Annotated in this window: 16 protein-coding genes; 7 read left to right on the plus strand and 9 right to left on the minus strand. The window is 64.6% G+C overall.

Annotated features, from left to right (window positions below):
• The first annotated feature begins 31 nt into the window (after nucleotides 1-31).
• A complete protein-coding gene (locus tag EJ066_RS09320) occupies nucleotides 32-640 on the plus strand; it encodes a nucleotidyltransferase family protein (RefSeq protein WP_126036988.1) in 609 nt (202 codons plus the stop codon).
• 133 nt (nucleotides 641-773) lie between these two features.
• Here the strand turns inward: EJ066_RS09320 and EJ066_RS09325 are convergent, their stop codons facing one another.
• The gene (locus EJ066_RS09325; protein ID WP_126036990.1) at nucleotides 774-1769 is read right to left on the minus strand and encodes an aldo/keto reductase; all 996 of its coding nucleotides are present in this window, start codon (nucleotides 1767-1769) and stop codon (nucleotides 774-776) included.
• 96 nt (nucleotides 1770-1865) lie between these two features.
• On the opposite strand from EJ066_RS09325, the gene EJ066_RS09330 reads away from it, so the two are divergent.
• The 5 genes from EJ066_RS09330 to EJ066_RS09350 all read left to right on the plus strand — a co-directional run bounded on the left by EJ066_RS09330 (nucleotide 1866) and on the right by EJ066_RS09350 (nucleotide 6947).
• Nucleotides 1866-2756 (plus strand): LysR family transcriptional regulator, encoded by an 891-nt coding sequence (locus EJ066_RS09330; protein WP_126036992.1) that lies wholly within the window; start codon nucleotides 1866-1868, stop codon nucleotides 2754-2756.
• A 59-nt stretch (nucleotides 2757-2815) separates the two neighbouring features.
• On the plus strand, nucleotides 2816-3394 hold the full coding sequence (locus EJ066_RS09335; RefSeq protein ID WP_126036993.1) for a cytochrome b: 579 nt from the start codon (nucleotides 2816-2818) through the stop codon (nucleotides 3392-3394).
• 68 nt (nucleotides 3395-3462) lie between these two features.
• On the plus strand, nucleotides 3463-4038 hold the full coding sequence (locus tag EJ066_RS09340; RefSeq protein WP_126036995.1) for a YceI family protein: 576 nt from the start codon (nucleotides 3463-3465) through the stop codon (nucleotides 4036-4038).
• A gap of 122 nt (nucleotides 4039-4160) precedes the next feature.
• Nucleotides 4161-5147 carry a Gfo/Idh/MocA family oxidoreductase gene (locus EJ066_RS09345; RefSeq protein WP_126036997.1) on the plus strand — a complete coding sequence of 329 codons (987 nt, stop codon included), beginning with the start codon at nucleotides 4161-4163 and terminating at the stop codon, nucleotides 5145-5147.
• A 141-nt stretch (nucleotides 5148-5288) separates the two neighbouring features.
• Nucleotides 5289-6947: an FAD-binding dehydrogenase gene (locus EJ066_RS09350; protein ID WP_126036999.1), complete on the plus strand. Its 1659-nt coding sequence runs from the start codon at nucleotides 5289-5291 to the stop codon at nucleotides 6945-6947.
• 4 nt (nucleotides 6948-6951) lie between these two features.
• On the opposite strand, the gene EJ066_RS09355 is transcribed toward EJ066_RS09350, so the two are convergent.
• From EJ066_RS09355 to EJ066_RS09390, 7 genes are all read right to left on the minus strand, one after another.
• Nucleotides 6952-7893 carry an alpha/beta hydrolase gene (locus EJ066_RS09355; protein WP_126037001.1) on the minus strand — a complete coding sequence of 314 codons (942 nt, stop codon included), beginning with the start codon at nucleotides 7891-7893 and terminating at the stop codon, nucleotides 6952-6954.
• 269 nt (nucleotides 7894-8162) lie between these two features.
• Nucleotides 8163-8945 (minus strand): carnitinyl-CoA dehydratase, encoded by a 783-nt coding sequence (locus tag EJ066_RS09365; protein ID WP_126037003.1) that lies wholly within the window; start codon nucleotides 8943-8945, stop codon nucleotides 8163-8165.
• The gene (locus EJ066_RS09370; protein ID WP_126037006.1) at nucleotides 8938-11016 is read right to left on the minus strand and encodes an acetate--CoA ligase family protein; all 2079 of its coding nucleotides are present in this window, start codon (nucleotides 11014-11016) and stop codon (nucleotides 8938-8940) included. Before EJ066_RS09370 ends, EJ066_RS09365 begins: the two co-directional genes overlap by 8 nt.
• Nucleotides 11017-11019: 3 nt before the next feature.
• Nucleotides 11020-12183: an acyl-CoA dehydrogenase gene (locus tag EJ066_RS09375; RefSeq protein WP_126037008.1), complete on the minus strand. Its 1164-nt coding sequence runs from the start codon at nucleotides 12181-12183 to the stop codon at nucleotides 11020-11022.
• Nucleotides 12184-12187: 4 nt separating this feature from the next.
• Complete coding sequence (locus EJ066_RS09380; RefSeq protein WP_126037010.1) at nucleotides 12188-13285, minus strand: carnitine 3-dehydrogenase; 1098 nt, start codon at nucleotides 13283-13285, stop codon at nucleotides 12188-12190.
• On the minus strand, nucleotides 13282-13911 hold the full coding sequence (locus EJ066_RS09385) for an HD domain-containing protein (protein ID WP_126037012.1): 630 nt from the start codon (nucleotides 13909-13911) through the stop codon (nucleotides 13282-13284). Before EJ066_RS09385 ends, EJ066_RS09380 begins: the two co-directional genes overlap by 4 nt.
• Nucleotides 13912-13942: 31 nt before the next feature.
• Entirely contained in the window at nucleotides 13943-14854 is a 912-nt protein-coding gene (locus tag EJ066_RS09390; RefSeq protein ID WP_126037015.1) for a 3-keto-5-aminohexanoate cleavage protein, read from the minus strand.
• A gap of 127 nt (nucleotides 14855-14981) precedes the next feature.
• On the opposite strand from EJ066_RS09390, the gene EJ066_RS09395 reads away from it, so the two are divergent.
• On the plus strand, nucleotides 14982-15962 hold the full coding sequence (locus EJ066_RS09395; RefSeq protein ID WP_126037017.1) for a GlxA family transcriptional regulator: 981 nt from the start codon (nucleotides 14982-14984) through the stop codon (nucleotides 15960-15962).
• Between the two features lie 5 nt (nucleotides 15963-15967).
• On the opposite strand, the gene EJ066_RS09400 is transcribed toward EJ066_RS09395, so the two are convergent.
• Nucleotides 15968-16177: a hypothetical protein gene (locus EJ066_RS09400; protein ID WP_126037019.1), complete on the minus strand. Its 210-nt coding sequence runs from the start codon at nucleotides 16175-16177 to the stop codon at nucleotides 15968-15970.
• Nucleotides 16178-16397 lie beyond the last annotated feature (220 nt).

Genomic DNA, 16397 nt, shown 5'->3' on the forward strand with positions numbered 1-16397 from the left:
GCCAGGTGGCGAATCGCCTTCCAAAGGGGTGATGGATCACCTTCGCTATGCCGGGCTTTCGTTCGAGGCACAACGGGCGGCTTTTCTCGCCATAGTGTCCACCGACCCGCTGCTCGCCGATGCGCTGGCGCGGGTGCGCGCGCTCGCACTGCCGGACTGGCTGGTGGTCTCCGGCGCGCTTTACAACAGCGTCTGGAACCACCTGACCGGCAAGCCATCGGGTTACGGCATCAAAGATATCGACCTGTTCTATTTCGACGACTCTGATCTGTCGTATGAGGCCGAGGACGTGGTCATTCGCCGCGCGGCCAGGCATTTCGAGGAGCTGCCGCTGCCGGTCGAAGTGCGCAACCAGGCGCGGGTGCATCTGTGGTACCCCAAGAAATTCGGACAGCCGTGCCCGCGCTATACGAGTTCCAGTGAATCGGTCAGCTATTTCGCTTCGAGGACCCATGCGGTCGGCGTTCGATACGACGGGAATGGGCAGTTGGATCTCGTGGCGCCGTTCGGTCTCAATGACATTTTCACGTTCCGCATCACGCCGAACCGGGTGATGGACAACCAGAAGACACATGAGGCGAAGGGTGCGCGTGCCAGGGAGAACTGGCCGGAGATTAGTGTGGTGCCTTGGTGGGACTAGCGAAATAAGAAAAGTCGGCGGGACAGCGCCCCATAGGCGCTGTCCCGCCAACGTCTCGCAACCTTCTGCATCGCGCGGCGTTCGAAAAGGGCACCGAAGCGCCCCTTTTTGATCCACCCCGGTCCGCGACGGTTCACCCATTCACCAGCGCCAGAGCCGCTTCGGTGTAGCGCTTGCCGGTGACCTTTTCCGGCGACAGCGCGTCGCCGATGGCCGCCACCTCCGCCTCGCTCAGCACGATCTCGGCCGCGGCCGTGTTCTGCTCCAGATGGCGGATCTTTCGCGCGCCGGGGATCGGCACGATGAAATCGCCCTGGTGCAGCACCCAGGCCAGCGCCAGCTGCGCCGAGGTCACGCCCTTTTCCGCCGCCATCTTTTCCAGCGTGGCGATGACAGCCGCATTGGCGGCCATGGCGTCGGCCTGGAAGCGCGGCAGAGTGAGGCGCCAGTCGTCGGCGCCGAGCATCTCTGGCTTGGCGATCGTGCCGGTCAAAAGGCCGCGACCGAGCGGGCTATAGGGGACAAAGCCGATGCCGAGCTCGCGGCAGACGGCGAACACCTCTTCCTCGGGGTCGCGGCTCCACAACGAATATTCGCTCTGCACGGCCGCTATCGGATGCACAGCGTGCGCCCGGCGGATGGTCGCGGCACTCGCTTCCGACAGACCCAGCGCCCGTACCTTGCCCTCGCGCACCAGTTCGGCCATGGCGCCGACCGTGTCCTCGATCGGCACATTGGGATCGACGCGGTGCTGGTAGTAGAGGTCGATCACATCGGTGCCCAGCCGCTTGAGCGACGCCTCGGCGACCGCCTTGACGTGTTCGGGGCGGCTGTCGACGCCGGCCATGCGATCGATGCCCGTGCCTTCCTCCAGGATTTTGAAGCCGAATTTTGTCGCGATCGTCACGTGATCGCGCACCGGCTTCAATGCCTTGCCGAGCAGGATCTCGTTCTCGTAGGGGCCATAGACCTCGGCCGTGTCGAAGAAATTGACGCCGATCTCGACGGCGCGGCGCAGCGTGGCGATCGCCTCGGCCTCCGGCTGGCCGCCATAGACGAAGCTCATCCCCATGCAGCCGAGGCCGACCGGGTAGACGTCAAGTTCATTTCCAAGCTTGCGGGTTTGCATCACGCGTCTCCTTGTTGTGATGCGACGGAAATAACGTCTTGCGTTGCGTTCGATAATCGGCTCCCATTCGCACGGGCTGTTCTAAAATATAGATCAATGAAGCGAACCCATCTCTCCCAACTCGCGGTGCTGGCGACCGTCGCCCAGTGCGGCGGCTTTCGCGGCGCGGCCAGGGAACTCGCCATCGCGCCCTCGGCGGTCAGCCACGCGGTGTCCAGCCTGGAAGCGCATCTCGGCGTTCGGCTCCTGGCGCGCAGCACGCGTAGCGTCGCTCCGACCGAGGAAGGCGCGCAATTGCTCGAGCGCTTGCGGCCGGCCCTGTCGGAGATCGACCTCGCTCTGGAATCGGCGATCGAGGCGCGCGACCGGCCGGCCGGCAATCTCAGGCTCACCGTGCCGCGCACTGCGGCCCATCTGGCGCTGACGCCGCGGCTCGGCGCCTTTGCATCGGCCTATCCGGACATCGTGCTGGAGATCGTCATCGAAGACCGCTTCACCGATGTGGTCGAAGGCGGCTTCGACGGCGGCGTGCGGCTCGGCGAAAGCCTGCAGCGCGACATGATCGCTGTGCGCATCGGGCCAGACCTTCGCGGCGCCGTCGTCGGCGCGCCATCCTATTTCGCGACCATGCCCAGACCGCGTCATCCGCACGATCTCGTCGATCATCGTTGCCTCCGCTTCCGTTTCTCCAGCGGCATTCTCTACCGCTGGGAATTCGAGAAGGACGGCGAGGAGATCGAACTGCCGGTGCAAGGGCCGCTGATCCTCGACGAGGACCATCTGATCGCCAATGCGGCGGTCGACGGCGCCGGGCTTGCCTTCCTGTTCGAGGATTATGTCCGCGAGGCGCTGGCCGCCGGCAAGCTCATTCGGGTGCTGGAGGACTGGTGTCCGCCCTTCGACGGTTTCTTCGTCTACTACCCAAGCCGCCGCCAGATGCGGCCGGCGCTCAGGGCCTTTGTCGATTTCTTCAAGGTGGCTGGCTAAGCCCACCCTCCCCACAAGGGAGGGTGGAAGAAAGCTGGACCGGGAAGCGTTTGCGGACCATGCAAGCTACGATCATAAACAGCACGACCCGCTACGGCTGGGCGGCGATCATCCTTCACTGGCTGATCGCCGCGATCTTCATCGGCCAGTTCGTGCTCGGCTTCGTCATGATGCGGCTATCCAGCCAGCGCACCGCCTTCGAACTGATCCAGCTGCACAAGTCGTTCGGTTTCCTGCTGCTCGGCCTGGTGATCCTGCGCATCGCCTGGCGTCTCGGCAATGCAGCGCCGGCGCTGCCGCACTCGGTCGGGCCTCTGGAGCGCCGCATGGCGCCGCTTGCTCACCTTGGGCTTTATGCGTTTCAGCTTGCGTTGCCTCTGTCCGGCTGGGCGCTGGTCTCGGTCTCGATGCTGGGCATCCCGAGCGTGCCCTTCAACCTGTTCGTGATGCCGAACCTGCCACTCGCGCAATCGGACGCGGCAGAGAGCTTCTGGGCGGCAGTGCACTGGTATCTTGCCTATGCCGGCATCGGGCTCGTCGCCTTGCATTTCGTCGCGGCGCTGCGCCATCATTTCTGGCTGAAGGACGCGGTGCTGATGCGCATGATCACGCCTTCGTCAGATCACAGCGTGGAATAGAGCGGGCGGCTCATTCGTTCATGGGGTGAGGACGCGGAAAAGCGTTGCCTCCAAAAAAGGAATACCCCATGTATGCGCGCATCTTCGGATTTGCGGCGGTCGCCGCTTGCCTTGCCATGCCTGTTTTCGCGGCAGTGGCGCTCAGCGACGCTGCCGGCAGCTACACGATCAGCCCGGCGAGTTCCAGCATCCGCTTCTCCATCGGCAAGGCCGGCGGCGGCGGGCTCGACGGCGCCTTCGCTCGCTTTAAGGGCTCGATACGCATCGACAACAGCAATGTCGGACGCTCCAGGGTCAACTTCACTATCTTCCCCGAAAGCGTCGGCACCGGTCAGAGTCGCGTCGACGCCTTCCTTCGTTCCGACGCGGTGTTCGACGCCGCCAACAACCCGGAAATCCAGTTCCGCTCGACCAGCGTGAAACGCACCGGCGACACGTCGGCGCTTGTCACCGGTCGGCTGACGGCGCGCGGCAAGACCTTTTCGGAAAAATTCACGGCCGAGCTCGGCGGCCTCAAGGCGGGCACGATAAAATTCCACGTCACCGGCAAGGTGCTGCGGTCGCGCTACGGCATGGATGTCGGCACGCCGATCTATTCGAACGTCGTCAACTTCGACATGACGCTTACGGGTAGACGAGGCTGAGCAGTTGAGGAACCCAAGCTGCGGAGGGGAGCCGTATTTGTTCGCCGCCATGCTCCCGCATTGGCTTTTCCACCGATTTCAGGCAAACCTCGACGCCTGTAATTTCGAGAGGGAGAAGCCTGATGTTCCGATGGGGTGTTTTGTCGACGGCCAAGATCGGCCGCGAGCATCTTTTGCCGGCAATTGTCGAGGCGGAGAACGGCGTTCTGTCGGCGATCGCCAGCCGCGACTTGTCGAAAGCCCGTGCCCTGGCCGACCGTTTCGGCGCGCCCCATGCCTTCGGTTCCTATAGGGAGCTGCTCGCCTCCGAGGACGTCGACGGCGTCTACATCCCGCTCCCGACCGCGCAGCATGTCGAATGGACGGCCAAGGCTATCGAAGCCGGCAAGCATGTGCTGGTCGAAAAGCCTTTGGCGCTCGATGCCAAGGACATTCCGCCGCTGATCGAGCTGCGCAACGCCAAGAAAGTTCTGGTCTGCGAAGCCTTCATGGTCGTCTACCACCCGCAATGGATCAAGGTGCGCGAGCTGATCGCCAACGGCGCCATCGGCCGGCTGCGCCATGTCCAGGGCGCGTTCTCCTACTACAATGTCGATCCGGCCAACATGCGCAACCAGCTTGACCTCGGCGGCGGCGCGCTGCCCGACATCGGCGTCTACCCGACGGTGTCGACGCGCTTTTCGACGGGCAAGGAGCCGCTGCGCGTCCAGGCGACGATCGAGCGCGACAAGACGTTCGGCACCGACATCTACTCCTCGATCCGCGCCGATTTCGGCGACTTCGAACTGTCGTTCTACCTGTCGACGCAGATGGCGGCGCGGCAGGTGATGGTGTTCCACGGCGAGAAGGGCTTCATCGAGGTGCTTTCGCCGTTCAACGCCGGAATCTACGATCATCATCGCATCGAACTGCACAACCAGAACCACAGCGAGGCGCAAGTTTTCCGCTTCCCCGGCATGCAGCAATACCGGCTGGAGGTCGAGGCCTTCGCGCGGGCGGCACTTGGCGGCAAGGACCGCGTCTTCACGCTGGAAGAATCAGTGCTCAACCAGAAGGTCATCGACGCCATCTTCCGCGCCGGCGAGAAGGAAGGCTGGGAGACGGTCTGACAACTAAGCAGGTTCCGCAAAAGTGTCCCACGGTTTTGCGACAAGAACCTGCGACAAACCAAAGAATCTAAGCAGGCATTCGTGGGCTAGTCCACGAATGCCTGCTTAGTTAAAGCCGGGGAGGAGAGCCGGGGGGAGAAAATGGCTGGCGATGCGGATGTGATCATTGTCGGCGCCGGCCTTGCCGGCCTCGTCGCGGCGGCGGAACTGGCCGAGGCCGGCAAGAAGACCATCATCGTCGACCAGGAGCCTGAACAGTCGCTCGGCGGCCAGGCATTCTGGTCGCTTGGCGGCATCTTCCTCGTCGATTCGCCCGAACAGCGGCGCATGCGCATCCGCGATTCGCATGATCTGGCGCTCGAGGACTGGCTGGGCACCGCCGCCTTCGACCGCCCGGAAGATCTCTGGCCGCGCCGCTGGGCCGAGGCCTATGTCGGCTTCGCCGCCGTTGAGAAGCGCTCGTGGCTCATGCAGCGCGGCATAAAATTCTTTCCCGTGGTCGGCTGGGCCGAGCGCGGCGGCGGCAACGCCGTCGGCCACGGCAACTCGGTGCCGCGCTTTCATGTCACCTGGGGCACCGGGCCCGGCGTGCTGGAACCGTTCGTCCGGCGCGTGCGCGAGGCCGAAAGACAAGGGCTGATCCGCTTCAAGTTCCGCCACCGGGTCAACGAGCTGACCCGGACGGGCACCACCGTCGACGGCGTGCGCGGCGATGTCTTGATGCCGAGCGATGTCGAGCGCGGCCGCAAGAGTTCGCGCGACAAATCAGGCGACTTCGAATTCAGGGCGCAAGCGGTCATCGTCGCCTCCGGCGGCATCGGCGCCAATCCCGAGCTTGTCCGCAAGAACTGGCCGCAGCGCCTGGGCGCGCCGCCCAGCCGCATGATCAGCGGCGTTCCCGACCATGTCGACGGCCGCATGCTGGCGATCACCGAACGGGCCGGTGGCTCGATCATCAATCGCGACCGCATGTGGCACTATGTCGAAGGCATCAGGAACTGGGCGCCGCTCTGGACCGATCATGCCATCCGCATCCTGCCCGGCCCGTCGTCGCTGTGGCTCGACGCCCGCGGCAAACGCCTGCCGGTGCCGCTCTATCCCGGCTTCGACACGCTGGGCACGCTCAGCCACATCATGAGCACCGGCTTCGACTATTCCTGGTTCATCCTGACCCAAAAGATCATCCAGAAGGAGTTCGCGCTGTCGGGCTCCGAGCAGAATCCCGACCTGACGGGGAAAAGCTGGCGACAGGTGCTCGGCCGCGCCACGTCAGGCGTTCCCGGTCCGGTGAAGGCGTTCATGGAGAAGGGCGAGGACTTCATCGTAGAGCCTGATTTGCCGGCGCTGGTCGCCCGCATGAACGCGCTTGCCGGCGGCGAGCCGCTGCTTGAACTGGCCCAAGTCGAGCGCGAAATCCGCGCTCGCGACCGGCAGCTCGACAATCCGTTCGCCAAGGACATGCAGATCACCGCCTTGCGCGGCGCGCGGGCCTATCTCGGCGACCGGCTGATCCGCACGGCTAAGCCGCACAAGATGCTCGACCCTGCCAATGGCCCGCTGATCGCGGTCCGGCTCAACATATTGACGCGCAAGACGCTGGGCGGCCTGCAGACCGATCTCGACAGCCGCGTGCTGGGCGCCGACGGCCAGCCGATCGAGGGGTTGTATGCCGCCGGCGAAGCCGCCGGTTTCGGCGGCGGCGGCATGCATGGTTACGCAGCGCTGGAAGGCACGTTTCTCGGCGGCTGCATCTTCTCCGGCCGCAGCGCCGGCCGCGCGGCCACGCGTGGGATGGCGTGAGACCTCACCAGACCCATTCGCCCCGCCCTAGAACTGACACTGCGTCAACAATCCGGGTGAAGCTCGAGCGGGCACGGCCGACCATATGCCGGGCCCTGAGATAGCCATGCACCAGCCCCGGCTCCTCTAACCAGAAGGCATGGCCGCCTGCCGCAACGACGCGATCGCGATAGGCCTCGCCGTCCGATGACAGCGGGTCGCATTGCGCGGTGATCACCACGCTCGGTGGCAGATTGGTGAAATCAGCGTCGGCAAGCGGCCACAGCGTGAGGTCGCCGGTGCGGTCCTCGCCGCCGGTCCTGACATCCCTGTAGAAATCGAGGTCGCGCACCGTCAGCATCGGCGCCTCGGCATGGGTGACGTAAGAGCCTTGCGAGCGGTCGCCGCCGAGGCCGGGATAGATCAGAACCTGGCCGATCGGCCTTCGCGCGTGGCCGCGCGTCGCATGGCTGACGGCAGCCGCGAGATTGCCGCCGGCGCTGTCACCACAGAGCAGGACGGGGCATTCGTAGGTTGAGGTGGCCCATTCGAAGGCGCCGATCACGTCGTCGAAGGCGGCTGGATGCGGATGCTCGGGTGCCAGCCGGTAGTCGACCGAAACCACCTCATAGCCGGTGCGAGCGCAAAGCTCGGCGCAGACATCGTCATGGCTATCGAGTCCGCCGAGGATGAAACCGCCGCCATGGACATAGAGCACCATCGCAGAGGCGTTCGGTGCCGCGCTGCGATAAATGCGGATCGTGACGTCGTGCGCTGGCGCGGCTATGACGTTGGTTTCCACCGTCACGCCTTGGGGATAGCCGGCAAAGAATTCGCGGCACATGCGGTCGTAGATCTGGCGCTGCTGGTCGATGGTGTAGTCGATCGTATCAGGCGGATAGTAGGAATTGGTCCGCTCGATGAAAGCCCATGTCTCGGCGTCGATGAGGGTTTTGTAGTTGGTCATGGGAACGGAACGGATCGTAACGATAACGAACCCGCCTGGACACTCACCTCTGGCCTGCCCGTCCTCCGCAGCAGCTGCGCTGCAGCTGCGGAGGGTGGACCGGCCATCTCCCCCGCAAGGGGGGAGATTGGATGTCGCGTGGGCTTTCGCCAATTTTCAGCGGTCGAGGAAGGGCGGTGCCGTTTGAGCTGCCAATCTCCCCCCTTGCGGGGGAGATGCCCGGCAGGGCAGTAGGGGGTGTGACGGAACGCCGTCATCTCAGCACTCCCTCACTTCCCCTTCCAAACCGGGTCACGCTTCTCCGCAAATGCGCGAAAACCCTCGAGATTGTCCTCTGAGCCGTACAGCGCATCGACAGTCGCCAGCTGTCGGCGCGTCACCCGGTTCATGGCGTCCTGGAAGGTGAGCGCCTCGGCGACTCTCGCCGTCTCCTTGATCGCGGCGAAGACCAGCGGCGGGCCGCTGGCCAGCAGCCGTGCGATCTCCCAGACGCGGTCCTCGAGTTTGTCCTTGGGCAGCACCTCGTTGACCAGGCCCCAGCGATGCGCCTCGGCGACATCCATCCAGCGGCCGGTGAGCAAAAGGTCCATGGCGACGTGATAGGGAATGCGCTTCGGCAGCTTGATCGTTGCCGCGTCGGCCAAAGTGCCGGCGCGGATCTCGGGCAGCGCGAAGGAGGAATGATCGGACGCGTAGATGAGGTCGCAGGACAGCGCCAGCTCGAAGCCGCCGCCGACCGCCATGCCGTTGACGCAGGCGATGACCGGCTTGTTGAGGTCGCGCAATTCCTGCAGCCCGGCGAAGCCGCCGACGCCATAGTCGCCGTCGACCGCGTCGCCGCCGGCCGCGGCCTTGAGATCCCAGCCGGCGCAGAAGAACTTGTCGCCAGCAGTCCTGACGATGGCGACGCGCAAGCCCGGATCGTCGCGGAACGCCTTGAACGTCTCGCCCATCAGCCGCGAGGTCTTGAGATCAATGGCATTGGCCTTGGGCCGGTCGAGCGTGACTTCGAGGATCGTGCCCTCGCGGCGGGTCGAAATGACGTCAGGCATTCTTCTTGTCTCCCAGCACCAGCAGCGCGTCGGCGATCCAGGCGCCATTGCCCTCGGTGCAGACGATCAGCGGGTTGATGTCGAGCTCCTCGATCTCGGCGGCATTGTCCTGCACGAAGGCGGCAATGCCCGATATCGCAGCGATGGCCGCCGCGACATCGGCCTTGGGCCGGCCGCGATAGCCTTCGAGCAGCGGGAACAATTTGAGCCCGCGCAACGCCGCCTCGATGTCGTCGCGTGTCGCCGGCAGCATCAGCGTGACGCTGTCGCGCAGCAGCTCTACCAGCACGCCACCGGTGCCCAGCGTCATCACCGCGCCGAACATCGGGTCGCGGGTGAAGCCGACGATGAGTTCGGCGACGCCGTCGCGCACCATGCGCTCGACATAGAGGCCGGTGCCAAGCGGGTCGAGATCATGGGCGGCCGTGCTGACGGATTCGGCATCCCTGAGGTTGAGCCGCACCGCGCCGAGCTCGGATTTGTGGGTCACGCCCAAAGCCTTCAGCGCCACCGGAAAGCCGAGCGCCATCGAGGAGATGACAGCCTCGACGGCATTGCCGGCGCGTTCGCCCCTGGGCACGGAAAGCCCGGCCTCGATAAGGCGCGCTTTCGCCTCGGCCTCATCAGGGGTGACATGGTCGCCGGCCGGCGCGCCGGATGCGGAGGTGTCGATCGCCTGCGCCTGCGGCTCGCGCCAGGCCCAGCCGATGAACGCTGCCGCCTGGGCGGCGTCCATGGCCTCGGCAATGCCGAACAATGGCACCATGCCGCGCGCCATCAGCCCGGCGGTGTATTCCTCGGGCAGGTTCTCGGGCAGCGAGGAGACGATCGCGCCCTGCGCCTTGTTGGTCTTCAACGCCGATTCGAAGGCGCGCAGCGTCGTCCACCAATCGGTGTCAGAGCAGCGATCTGGACGCGGGAAATCGAGCACCAGCATGTTGAGGTCGAAGCCGCCCGACACCATGGCCGTGAAGGTGGCGGTCATCGCCGGTTCGTCGTTCCAGATGAAGGTGTGGTAGTCGAGCGGGTTAGCCACCGCGACCAGCGGCCCGAGCGTCGATTTGACATGGGCGCGGTGCGTGTCGGTCAGATCAGGGAAGTTCACCCAGCGGCCTTCGGCGCTGTCGGCCATGACAGACGCCTCGCCGCCCGAACAGCTCATCGACGACAGCCGGTAGCCGGGCAGGGGTCCGGTGACGTGCAGCAGCTTCAACGCCTCGATGAAGGCCGGGATCGAATCGACGCGGGCGATGCCGAGCCGCTTCAGGAAGGCGCCTGATGCCGCGTCGGAGCCGGCCAGCGATGCCGTATGCGACACGGTTGCCTGCCGCGCCTGCTCGGAGCGGCCGACTTTCATGGCGATAACAGGTTTTTTCAGCTCCCGCGCCCGCGCCGCCAGCCGCTCGAAGCCGGCTACCGAATCGAAGGCCTCGATGTGCAGGCCGAGCGCGGTGACGCGATCGTCCTCGATCAGGCCGAGCGCCATTTCGGAAAGGCCGGTCTGCGCCTGGTTGCCGGCAGTCATCAAAAAGGCGATCGGCAGGCCGCGCTTCTGCATCGTCATGTTGATGGCGATGTTGGACGACTGGGTGATGATGGCCACACCCTTGCCGCCCTCGGCCAGCCTGATGCCGCCATGCTGGTCCGGCCATAGCAGCGCGCCGTCGGCGTAGTTGATCAGGCCGTAGCAGTTCGGCCCGATGATCGGCATCCGGCCGGCGGCTGCAATCAGCTCGGCCTGCAGCCGCTCGCCGTCCTCGTCATAGGCCTCTGTTTCGAGGAAGCCGGCGGCAAAGCAGACGGCGCCGCCGGCGCCGCGTTCGGCCAGCGCCTTGACCACCTCGATGGTCAAATGCCGGTTGACGCCGACAAAGGCGGCGTCGGGCGCCGCAGGCAGGTCGGCCACTGAACGATAGGCTTTCCGTCCGGCGACCTCGTCCTTGGTCGGGTGCACCGGCCAGATATCGCCGGCAAAGCCCATCTTGATCGATTGCGCGACGACGGCAGCAGCCTGCGCGCCGCCGAAGACGGCGACCGATTTCGGCCGCAGAAGGCGTTCAAGTTTGTGCATCGATCAGCCCCCAACCGCTCGCAGCAGTGCCCGCGAGATGATGTGGCGCTGGATCTCGGAAGTGCCTTCCCAGATGCGCTCGACGCGGGCGTCGCGCCAGATGCGCTCCAGCGGCAGATCGTCCATCAGCCCCATGCCGCCATGGATCTGGATCGCCTCGTCGGCGACGAAGGCGAGCATTTCGGTGGCCTTCAACTTGGCCATGGCCATGTCCTGATCGGTGACGGTGCCCTGATCGTACTTCCAGCCGGCTTCGAACACCATCAGGTCGGCGGCCTTCAGTTCGGTCGCCATGTCGGCGAGCTTGAACGACACGCCCTGGAACTTGCCGATCTGCTGGCCGAACTGCTGGCGCTGGGCGGCGTATTCGATGGCATGGCCAAGCGCCCGCTCGGCCCGGCCAAGACAGGTCGCACCGACCTGCAGGCGGGTCGCGCCGAGCCACGAATTGGCGACGTCGAAGCCCTTGTGGACCTCGCCCAGAACTTGGGCTCCGGGTAGCCGGCAATCGTCGAATTCGAGGATGGCGTTGGTGTAGCCGCGATGCGAGACGTTGCGGTAGCCGTCACGCACCGTAAAACCCTTGGTGCCCTTGTCGACGAAGAAGGCGGTGATCTTCTTGCGCTTGCCGCGCGGCGTCTCTTCCTCGCCCGAAGCCATGAAGACGATGGCGAAATCGGCGAGGTCGGCGTGGCTGATAAAATGCTTGGTGCCGTTCAGCACCCAGTCGTCGCCGTCCTGCACGGCGGTCGCCTTCATGCCGCGCAGGTCGGAACCGGCGCCGGGCTCCGTCATCGCCAGGCAATCCCATTTCTCGCCGCGAATGCAGGGATAGAGATATTTTTCGCGCTGCTCCGGCGTGCCGGCCAACAGGATGTTGGAAGGCCGCGCCACGCAGGTCCAGTGCAGCGCGTAATTGGCGCGGCCGAGCTCTTTTTCGTAGAGCAGCCAGGTCACCGTATCGAGGCCGGCGCCGCCGACTTCCGTTGGCATGTTGGCGGCATAGAGCCCGGCTTCGATCGCCTTGGCCTGGATCTCGTCGATCAGCTCGCGGCGCAGCACGCCGGTGCGCTCCACCTCGCGCTCATGCGGGTAAAGCTCGTTTTCGACGAAGGCGCGCGTCGTTTCGACGATGAGTTTCTGCTCCTCCGAAAGACCAAAATCCATGGTCTCAGCCTTTCTTCTTTTTCTTCAGCTTTTCAGCTTTGGCCTTCACCGGCTTGGTCGCCTTGGCCTTTTCGGCCGCCTTGGAGGCGGTGGGCCTCTTCGCCGCAAGCTTGGCCAGCTGCTTCGTATAGTCCTTGTGCAAAGCGCCGGCGCCCCAGCCCTTGCCCTTGTTCTGCTTCGACAGCGCCTCCATGATCGCGACCAGATTGTCGTCGCGGATCTTTTCCAGCTCGCGGATCGACAGGCCATGCGCCTGGTCGTCCGATTGCGTGGCGATCAGGTCGACCAGCTCGTCGTTGAACTCCGGCACATCCATCAGCTTGGTCCATGGCCATTTCAGGCACGGCCCGAACTGCGCCATGAAATGGCGCATGCCGGCCTCGCCGCCGGCGACGCGATAGACCTGGAACATGCCCATCTGCGCCCAGCGCAGGCCAAAGCCATAGCGCATGATGTCGTCGAGTTCCTCGACCGTGCAGATGCCGTCCTTGATCAGCCACAGCGCCTCGCGCCATGCCGCCTCCAGCAGGCGGTCGCCGACGAAGGCCTCGATCTCCTTGCGGATCACGACCGGCTTCATGCCGATCGAGGTGTACATTTCCTTGGCGACCTCGATCGCCTCGGGAAAGGTCTGTTCTCCGCCGACGATCTCGACCAGCGGCAAGAGGTAGACCGGGTTGAACGGATGGCCGACGACCAGCCGCTCCGGATGCTTCTTCATCGCCACCTGCATGTCGGTCGGCTTGATGCCCGAGGTCGAGGAACCGACAATGGCGTTGGCCGGCGCGTGCATGTCGATCTCGGCCAGCACGCGATGTTTGAGGTCGAGCCGTTCCGGCACGCTCTCCTGGATGAAATCGGCATCGGCGACCGCCTCGGCGATGGTCTTGGCAAAGGTCAGCTTGCCTTCCCTGGGCAGGCCGCCGGGCAGCATCTGCCTGTAGGCGCGCCGCGCGCCCTTCATCACTTCGCCGACCTTGCGCCCGGCTTCGGGATCCGGATCGAAGATCGACACGTCGATGCCGTTCAACAGCAGGCGCGCCACCCAGCCGGCGCCGATGACGCCGCCGCCGATGGCGGCCGCCTTGGTGATGATGCTCATGCGGAAGCTCCGGTTCTTTTGTTCGCCATGTCTGGATCGGTGAGGGGCACGCGCTCGCCGGCGCGGATCACTGACGCGTCGTAGGCCTTGCGCGCGAACACTTCGAGCACGAAAGGCTTGAAGAAATCGATCGGCAGCGTCTCGTAATCCGGATCGAAGCTCGACTGGTCCCAGCGCTCGCAAAATTGGTCGCAATCGTCGAAATAGGTGTGCCCGGCGAACCGCTCGCGGGCATGGGGATTGCCGCCGAGATGGTGGGCATAATAGAGGCGCTGGAAGTCGCCATGCTTCTCAACCACCCAGGTACATTGCTCGCGCACAAAGGGTTTCAGTATGGCCGCTGCATATTCGTCGTGATTGTAGGGCGCGTAGATGTCGCCGATGTCGTGCAGCAGCGCACAGGCGATCCAGTCGGTGTCGGCGCCGTCGCGCCAGGCGCGTGTTGCCGCCTGCAGCGAATGGCCGAGCCGTGTGATCCTGTAGCCGGACAGGCCCTCGTCGAGCTGCACCAGCGCGTCGAGCAGCCGCTCGCCGGTTCTGGCTGCATAGTCGGTCTCGTGCTCGGTCAGAAAGGCGTAGTCCTCGCGGTCGCCGTCCTTCATGGCGGTGAATTTCACGGTCCTCATCGGCGGCTCCTCCCAACCGATTCCTGCTTGCTCAAAGCGGCGCGCGCTTGGTCAGATTGAGCTTCTTGCGAACTTCCTCGGGTCCGAGGATACTCGCACCCAGATTGGTGACGATGCTGGCCGCCCGCTCGACCAGTTGGGCGTTGGTCGCCAGCACGCCCTTGTCGAGCCACAGATTGTCTTCCAGGCCGACGCGGACATTGCCGCCCGCCAGCACCGCGGCGGCGACATAGGCCATCTGGTTGCGGCCGATCGAGAAGGCCGACCAGTTCCAGCTCGACGGCACATTGTTGACCATGGCCATGAAGGTGTTGAGATCGTCCGGCGCGCCCCAGGGCACGCCCATGCACAATTGCACGAGAGCATCCGGATCCAGCACTTTTTCCTCGACCAGTTGCTTGGCAAACCAGAGATGGCCGGTGTCGAAGGCCTCGATCTCCGGCTTGACGCCGAGCGCCGTCATCATGCCGCCCATGGCGCGCAGCATGCCGGGCGTGTTGGTCATGACATAGTCGGCTTCGGCGAAGTTCATCGTGCCGCAATCGAGCGTGCAAATCTCCGGCAGGCACTGGCGCACATGTTCCATGCGGTTGGTGGCGCCGCCCATGTCGGTGCCTTTTTCGTTCAGCGGCAGCGGGTTTTCCGGCGAGCCGAACACCATGTCGCCGCCCATGCCGGCGGTCAGGTTCAGCACCACGTCGACATCCGCCGCGCGGATGCGCTCGGTGACTTCGCGGTAGAGGTTCACGTCGCGCCTAGGCTTGCCGGTTTCGGGATCGCGCACATGGCAGTGGACGATCGCCGCACCCGCCTTGGCCGCATCGATGGCCGAATCGGCGATCTCTCTGGGCGAACGCGGCACATGCGGGCTGCGGTCCTGCGAGCTGCCGGACCCGGTCACGGCACAGGTAATGAAAACCTCACGGTTCATCGCAAGCGGCATGGACTTTTCTCCCAATCAGCACAGACGGTCTCGATCAAACGTGGGCCTAATCAAACATGGGCCCAATCGAACAGACGGCAAGAATGCCTGACTTGCCGGAAACTGTTTTGCGTTTTACGAAGATCATATGATAAAAAACGAAAAACCTTCGATCTTTCGCACCGAGCGTTCGCCGCTCAAGGTGACGCTGCTGGTGTTTTCCGGATCGTCGATCATGTGCGTGGCCTCGGCGCTCGATCCGCTGCGCGCCGCCAACCGCATTGCCGGCGAGACGCTGTTCGATTTCAGGCTGGTTTCGGTGACCGGCGAAGCTCCGGTCACCACATGCGGCCTGCCGGTTGCGGTCAGCGGTCGCTTCGATGCGGCTGATAGAACCGATATGCTTGTCGTCGTCGCCGGCTTCGGCACGCAGAATTATGCCACATCGGCTCTGCTTTCCGGCCTGCGCCGGGCGGCGCGCGCCGCGCGCGCCTGCGGCGGTGTCGAAGCCGGCACATGGCTGGTTGCCCGCGCGGGCTTGCTGGAAGGGCGCAGCGCCACGACCCACTGGGAGGACATGGAGGATTTCTCGTCGGCCTTTCCCGGTGTCGACGTGCGCCCCGACCGCTATGTCATCGACGGGCCGGTCTTCACCTCCGGCGGCGCCTCGCCGACCTTCGACCTGATGCTGCATCTGATCCGCACGCGGCTCGGCATGGCGGCGGCGCTCGATGTGGCAAGTGTCTTCATCTATGACCAGGCGCGGGCGGCGACCGACGCGCAGCCGCTGGTCTCGCTCGGCCGCCTCGACGGCTACGATCCCAGGCTGGCGCAAGCCATCCGGCTGATGGAATCGCATGTCGACCAGCCGCTGACCATCGCCGCGGTGGCGAAGCGCGCCGGGGTGACGGCGCGAACGCTGGAAAGCATCTTTCGCAAGTCGATCGGCGAGACGCCGGGCGCCTATTATCTCAGGCTGCGGCTGGGCGCCGCGCGCCGGCTGGTGGTCGACACGCGCGTGGCCATGGCCGATATTGCCGGGCGGACGGGGTTTTCGTCTGCCGCGGCATTTTCAAGAGCGTTTTCAAGAGCTTTCGGCGAAGCGCCGGTCAGGTTGCGACGGGCGTAGTGGGATCAGGCTGCGTTCTGGCGATCGCCGGCGCCGTCGATCTGCGAGCGCATCTGTCTTGCAAGATGGGTTTCGAAGCGGCTGGCGACCGCGCGGTCCCATTCGTTCGTGCTGCGTGCGCCGTCCTTCGGATGCGGCAACGCCATCAGCCGGTCGATGATCGATCCGGCTTCGCCAGATGAGAGCAGGGCGTCGATTTCGCGTTCGTGCTGCATATCGGGTCGCCTCCTTCTTTCTGTTTCCGCCACGAAGCACACTATACGAGATTCGTGACGGCTGTTTGAAGGCAAGAGCGAGGCGATTGAGGGGCGGTGCGGGGCAAAACCTTGTCGTCGGTTCCAGTTTCTGGGCAAATGATTTCGACAGGCTGGAAGCCGAACGGCAGCAAACGCCGATAGGTCCTTTCAGTGGCAGATCCCAGTGGTATGTCGAGCC

It is taken from the genome of Mesorhizobium sp. M9A.F.Ca.ET.002.03.1.2 (genome assembly GCF_003952365.1).
Lineage (GTDB): Bacteria > Pseudomonadota > Alphaproteobacteria > Rhizobiales > Rhizobiaceae > Mesorhizobium.

Excerpts from the sequence above, each read along its gene's own strand:
- EJ066_RS09320 (WP_126036988.1), top strand. The coding sequence starts at position 32 with ATGGATCACCTTCGCTATGCCGGGCTTTCGTTCGAGGCACAACGGGCG.
- EJ066_RS09325 (WP_126036990.1), bottom strand. The coding sequence starts at position 1,769 with ATGCAAACCCGCAAGCTTGGAAATGAACTTGACGTCTACCCGGTCGGC.
- EJ066_RS09330 (WP_126036992.1), top strand. The coding sequence starts at position 1,866 with ATGAAGCGAACCCATCTCTCCCAACTCGCGGTGCTGGCGACCGTCGCC.
- EJ066_RS09335 (WP_126036993.1), top strand. The coding sequence starts at position 2,816 with ATGCAAGCTACGATCATAAACAGCACGACCCGCTACGGCTGGGCGGCG.
- EJ066_RS09340 (WP_126036995.1), top strand. The coding sequence starts at position 3,463 with ATGTATGCGCGCATCTTCGGATTTGCGGCGGTCGCCGCTTGCCTTGCC.
- EJ066_RS09345 (WP_126036997.1), top strand. The coding sequence starts at position 4,161 with ATGTTCCGATGGGGTGTTTTGTCGACGGCCAAGATCGGCCGCGAGCAT.
- EJ066_RS09350 (WP_126036999.1), top strand. The coding sequence starts at position 5,289 with ATGGCTGGCGATGCGGATGTGATCATTGTCGGCGCCGGCCTTGCCGGC.
- EJ066_RS09355 (WP_126037001.1), bottom strand. The coding sequence starts at position 7,893 with ATGACCAACTACAAAACCCTCATCGACGCCGAGACATGGGCTTTCATC.
- EJ066_RS09365 (WP_126037003.1), bottom strand. The coding sequence starts at position 8,945 with ATGCCTGACGTCATTTCGACCCGCCGCGAGGGCACGATCCTCGAAGTC.
- EJ066_RS09370 (WP_126037006.1), bottom strand. The coding sequence starts at position 11,016 with ATGCACAAACTTGAACGCCTTCTGCGGCCGAAATCGGTCGCCGTCTTC.
- EJ066_RS09375 (WP_126037008.1), bottom strand. The coding sequence starts at position 12,183 with ATGGATTTTGGTCTTTCGGAGGAGCAGAAACTCATCGTCGAAACGACG.
- EJ066_RS09380 (WP_126037010.1), bottom strand. The coding sequence starts at position 13,285 with ATGAGCATCATCACCAAGGCGGCCGCCATCGGCGGCGGCGTCATCGGC.
- EJ066_RS09385 (WP_126037012.1), bottom strand. The coding sequence starts at position 13,911 with ATGAGGACCGTGAAATTCACCGCCATGAAGGACGGCGACCGCGAGGAC.
- EJ066_RS09390 (WP_126037015.1), bottom strand. The coding sequence starts at position 14,854 with ATGCCGCTTGCGATGAACCGTGAGGTTTTCATTACCTGTGCCGTGACC.
- EJ066_RS09395 (WP_126037017.1), top strand. The coding sequence starts at position 14,982 with ATGATAAAAAACGAAAAACCTTCGATCTTTCGCACCGAGCGTTCGCCG.
- EJ066_RS09400 (WP_126037019.1), bottom strand. The coding sequence starts at position 16,177 with ATGCAGCACGAACGCGAAATCGACGCCCTGCTCTCATCTGGCGAAGCC.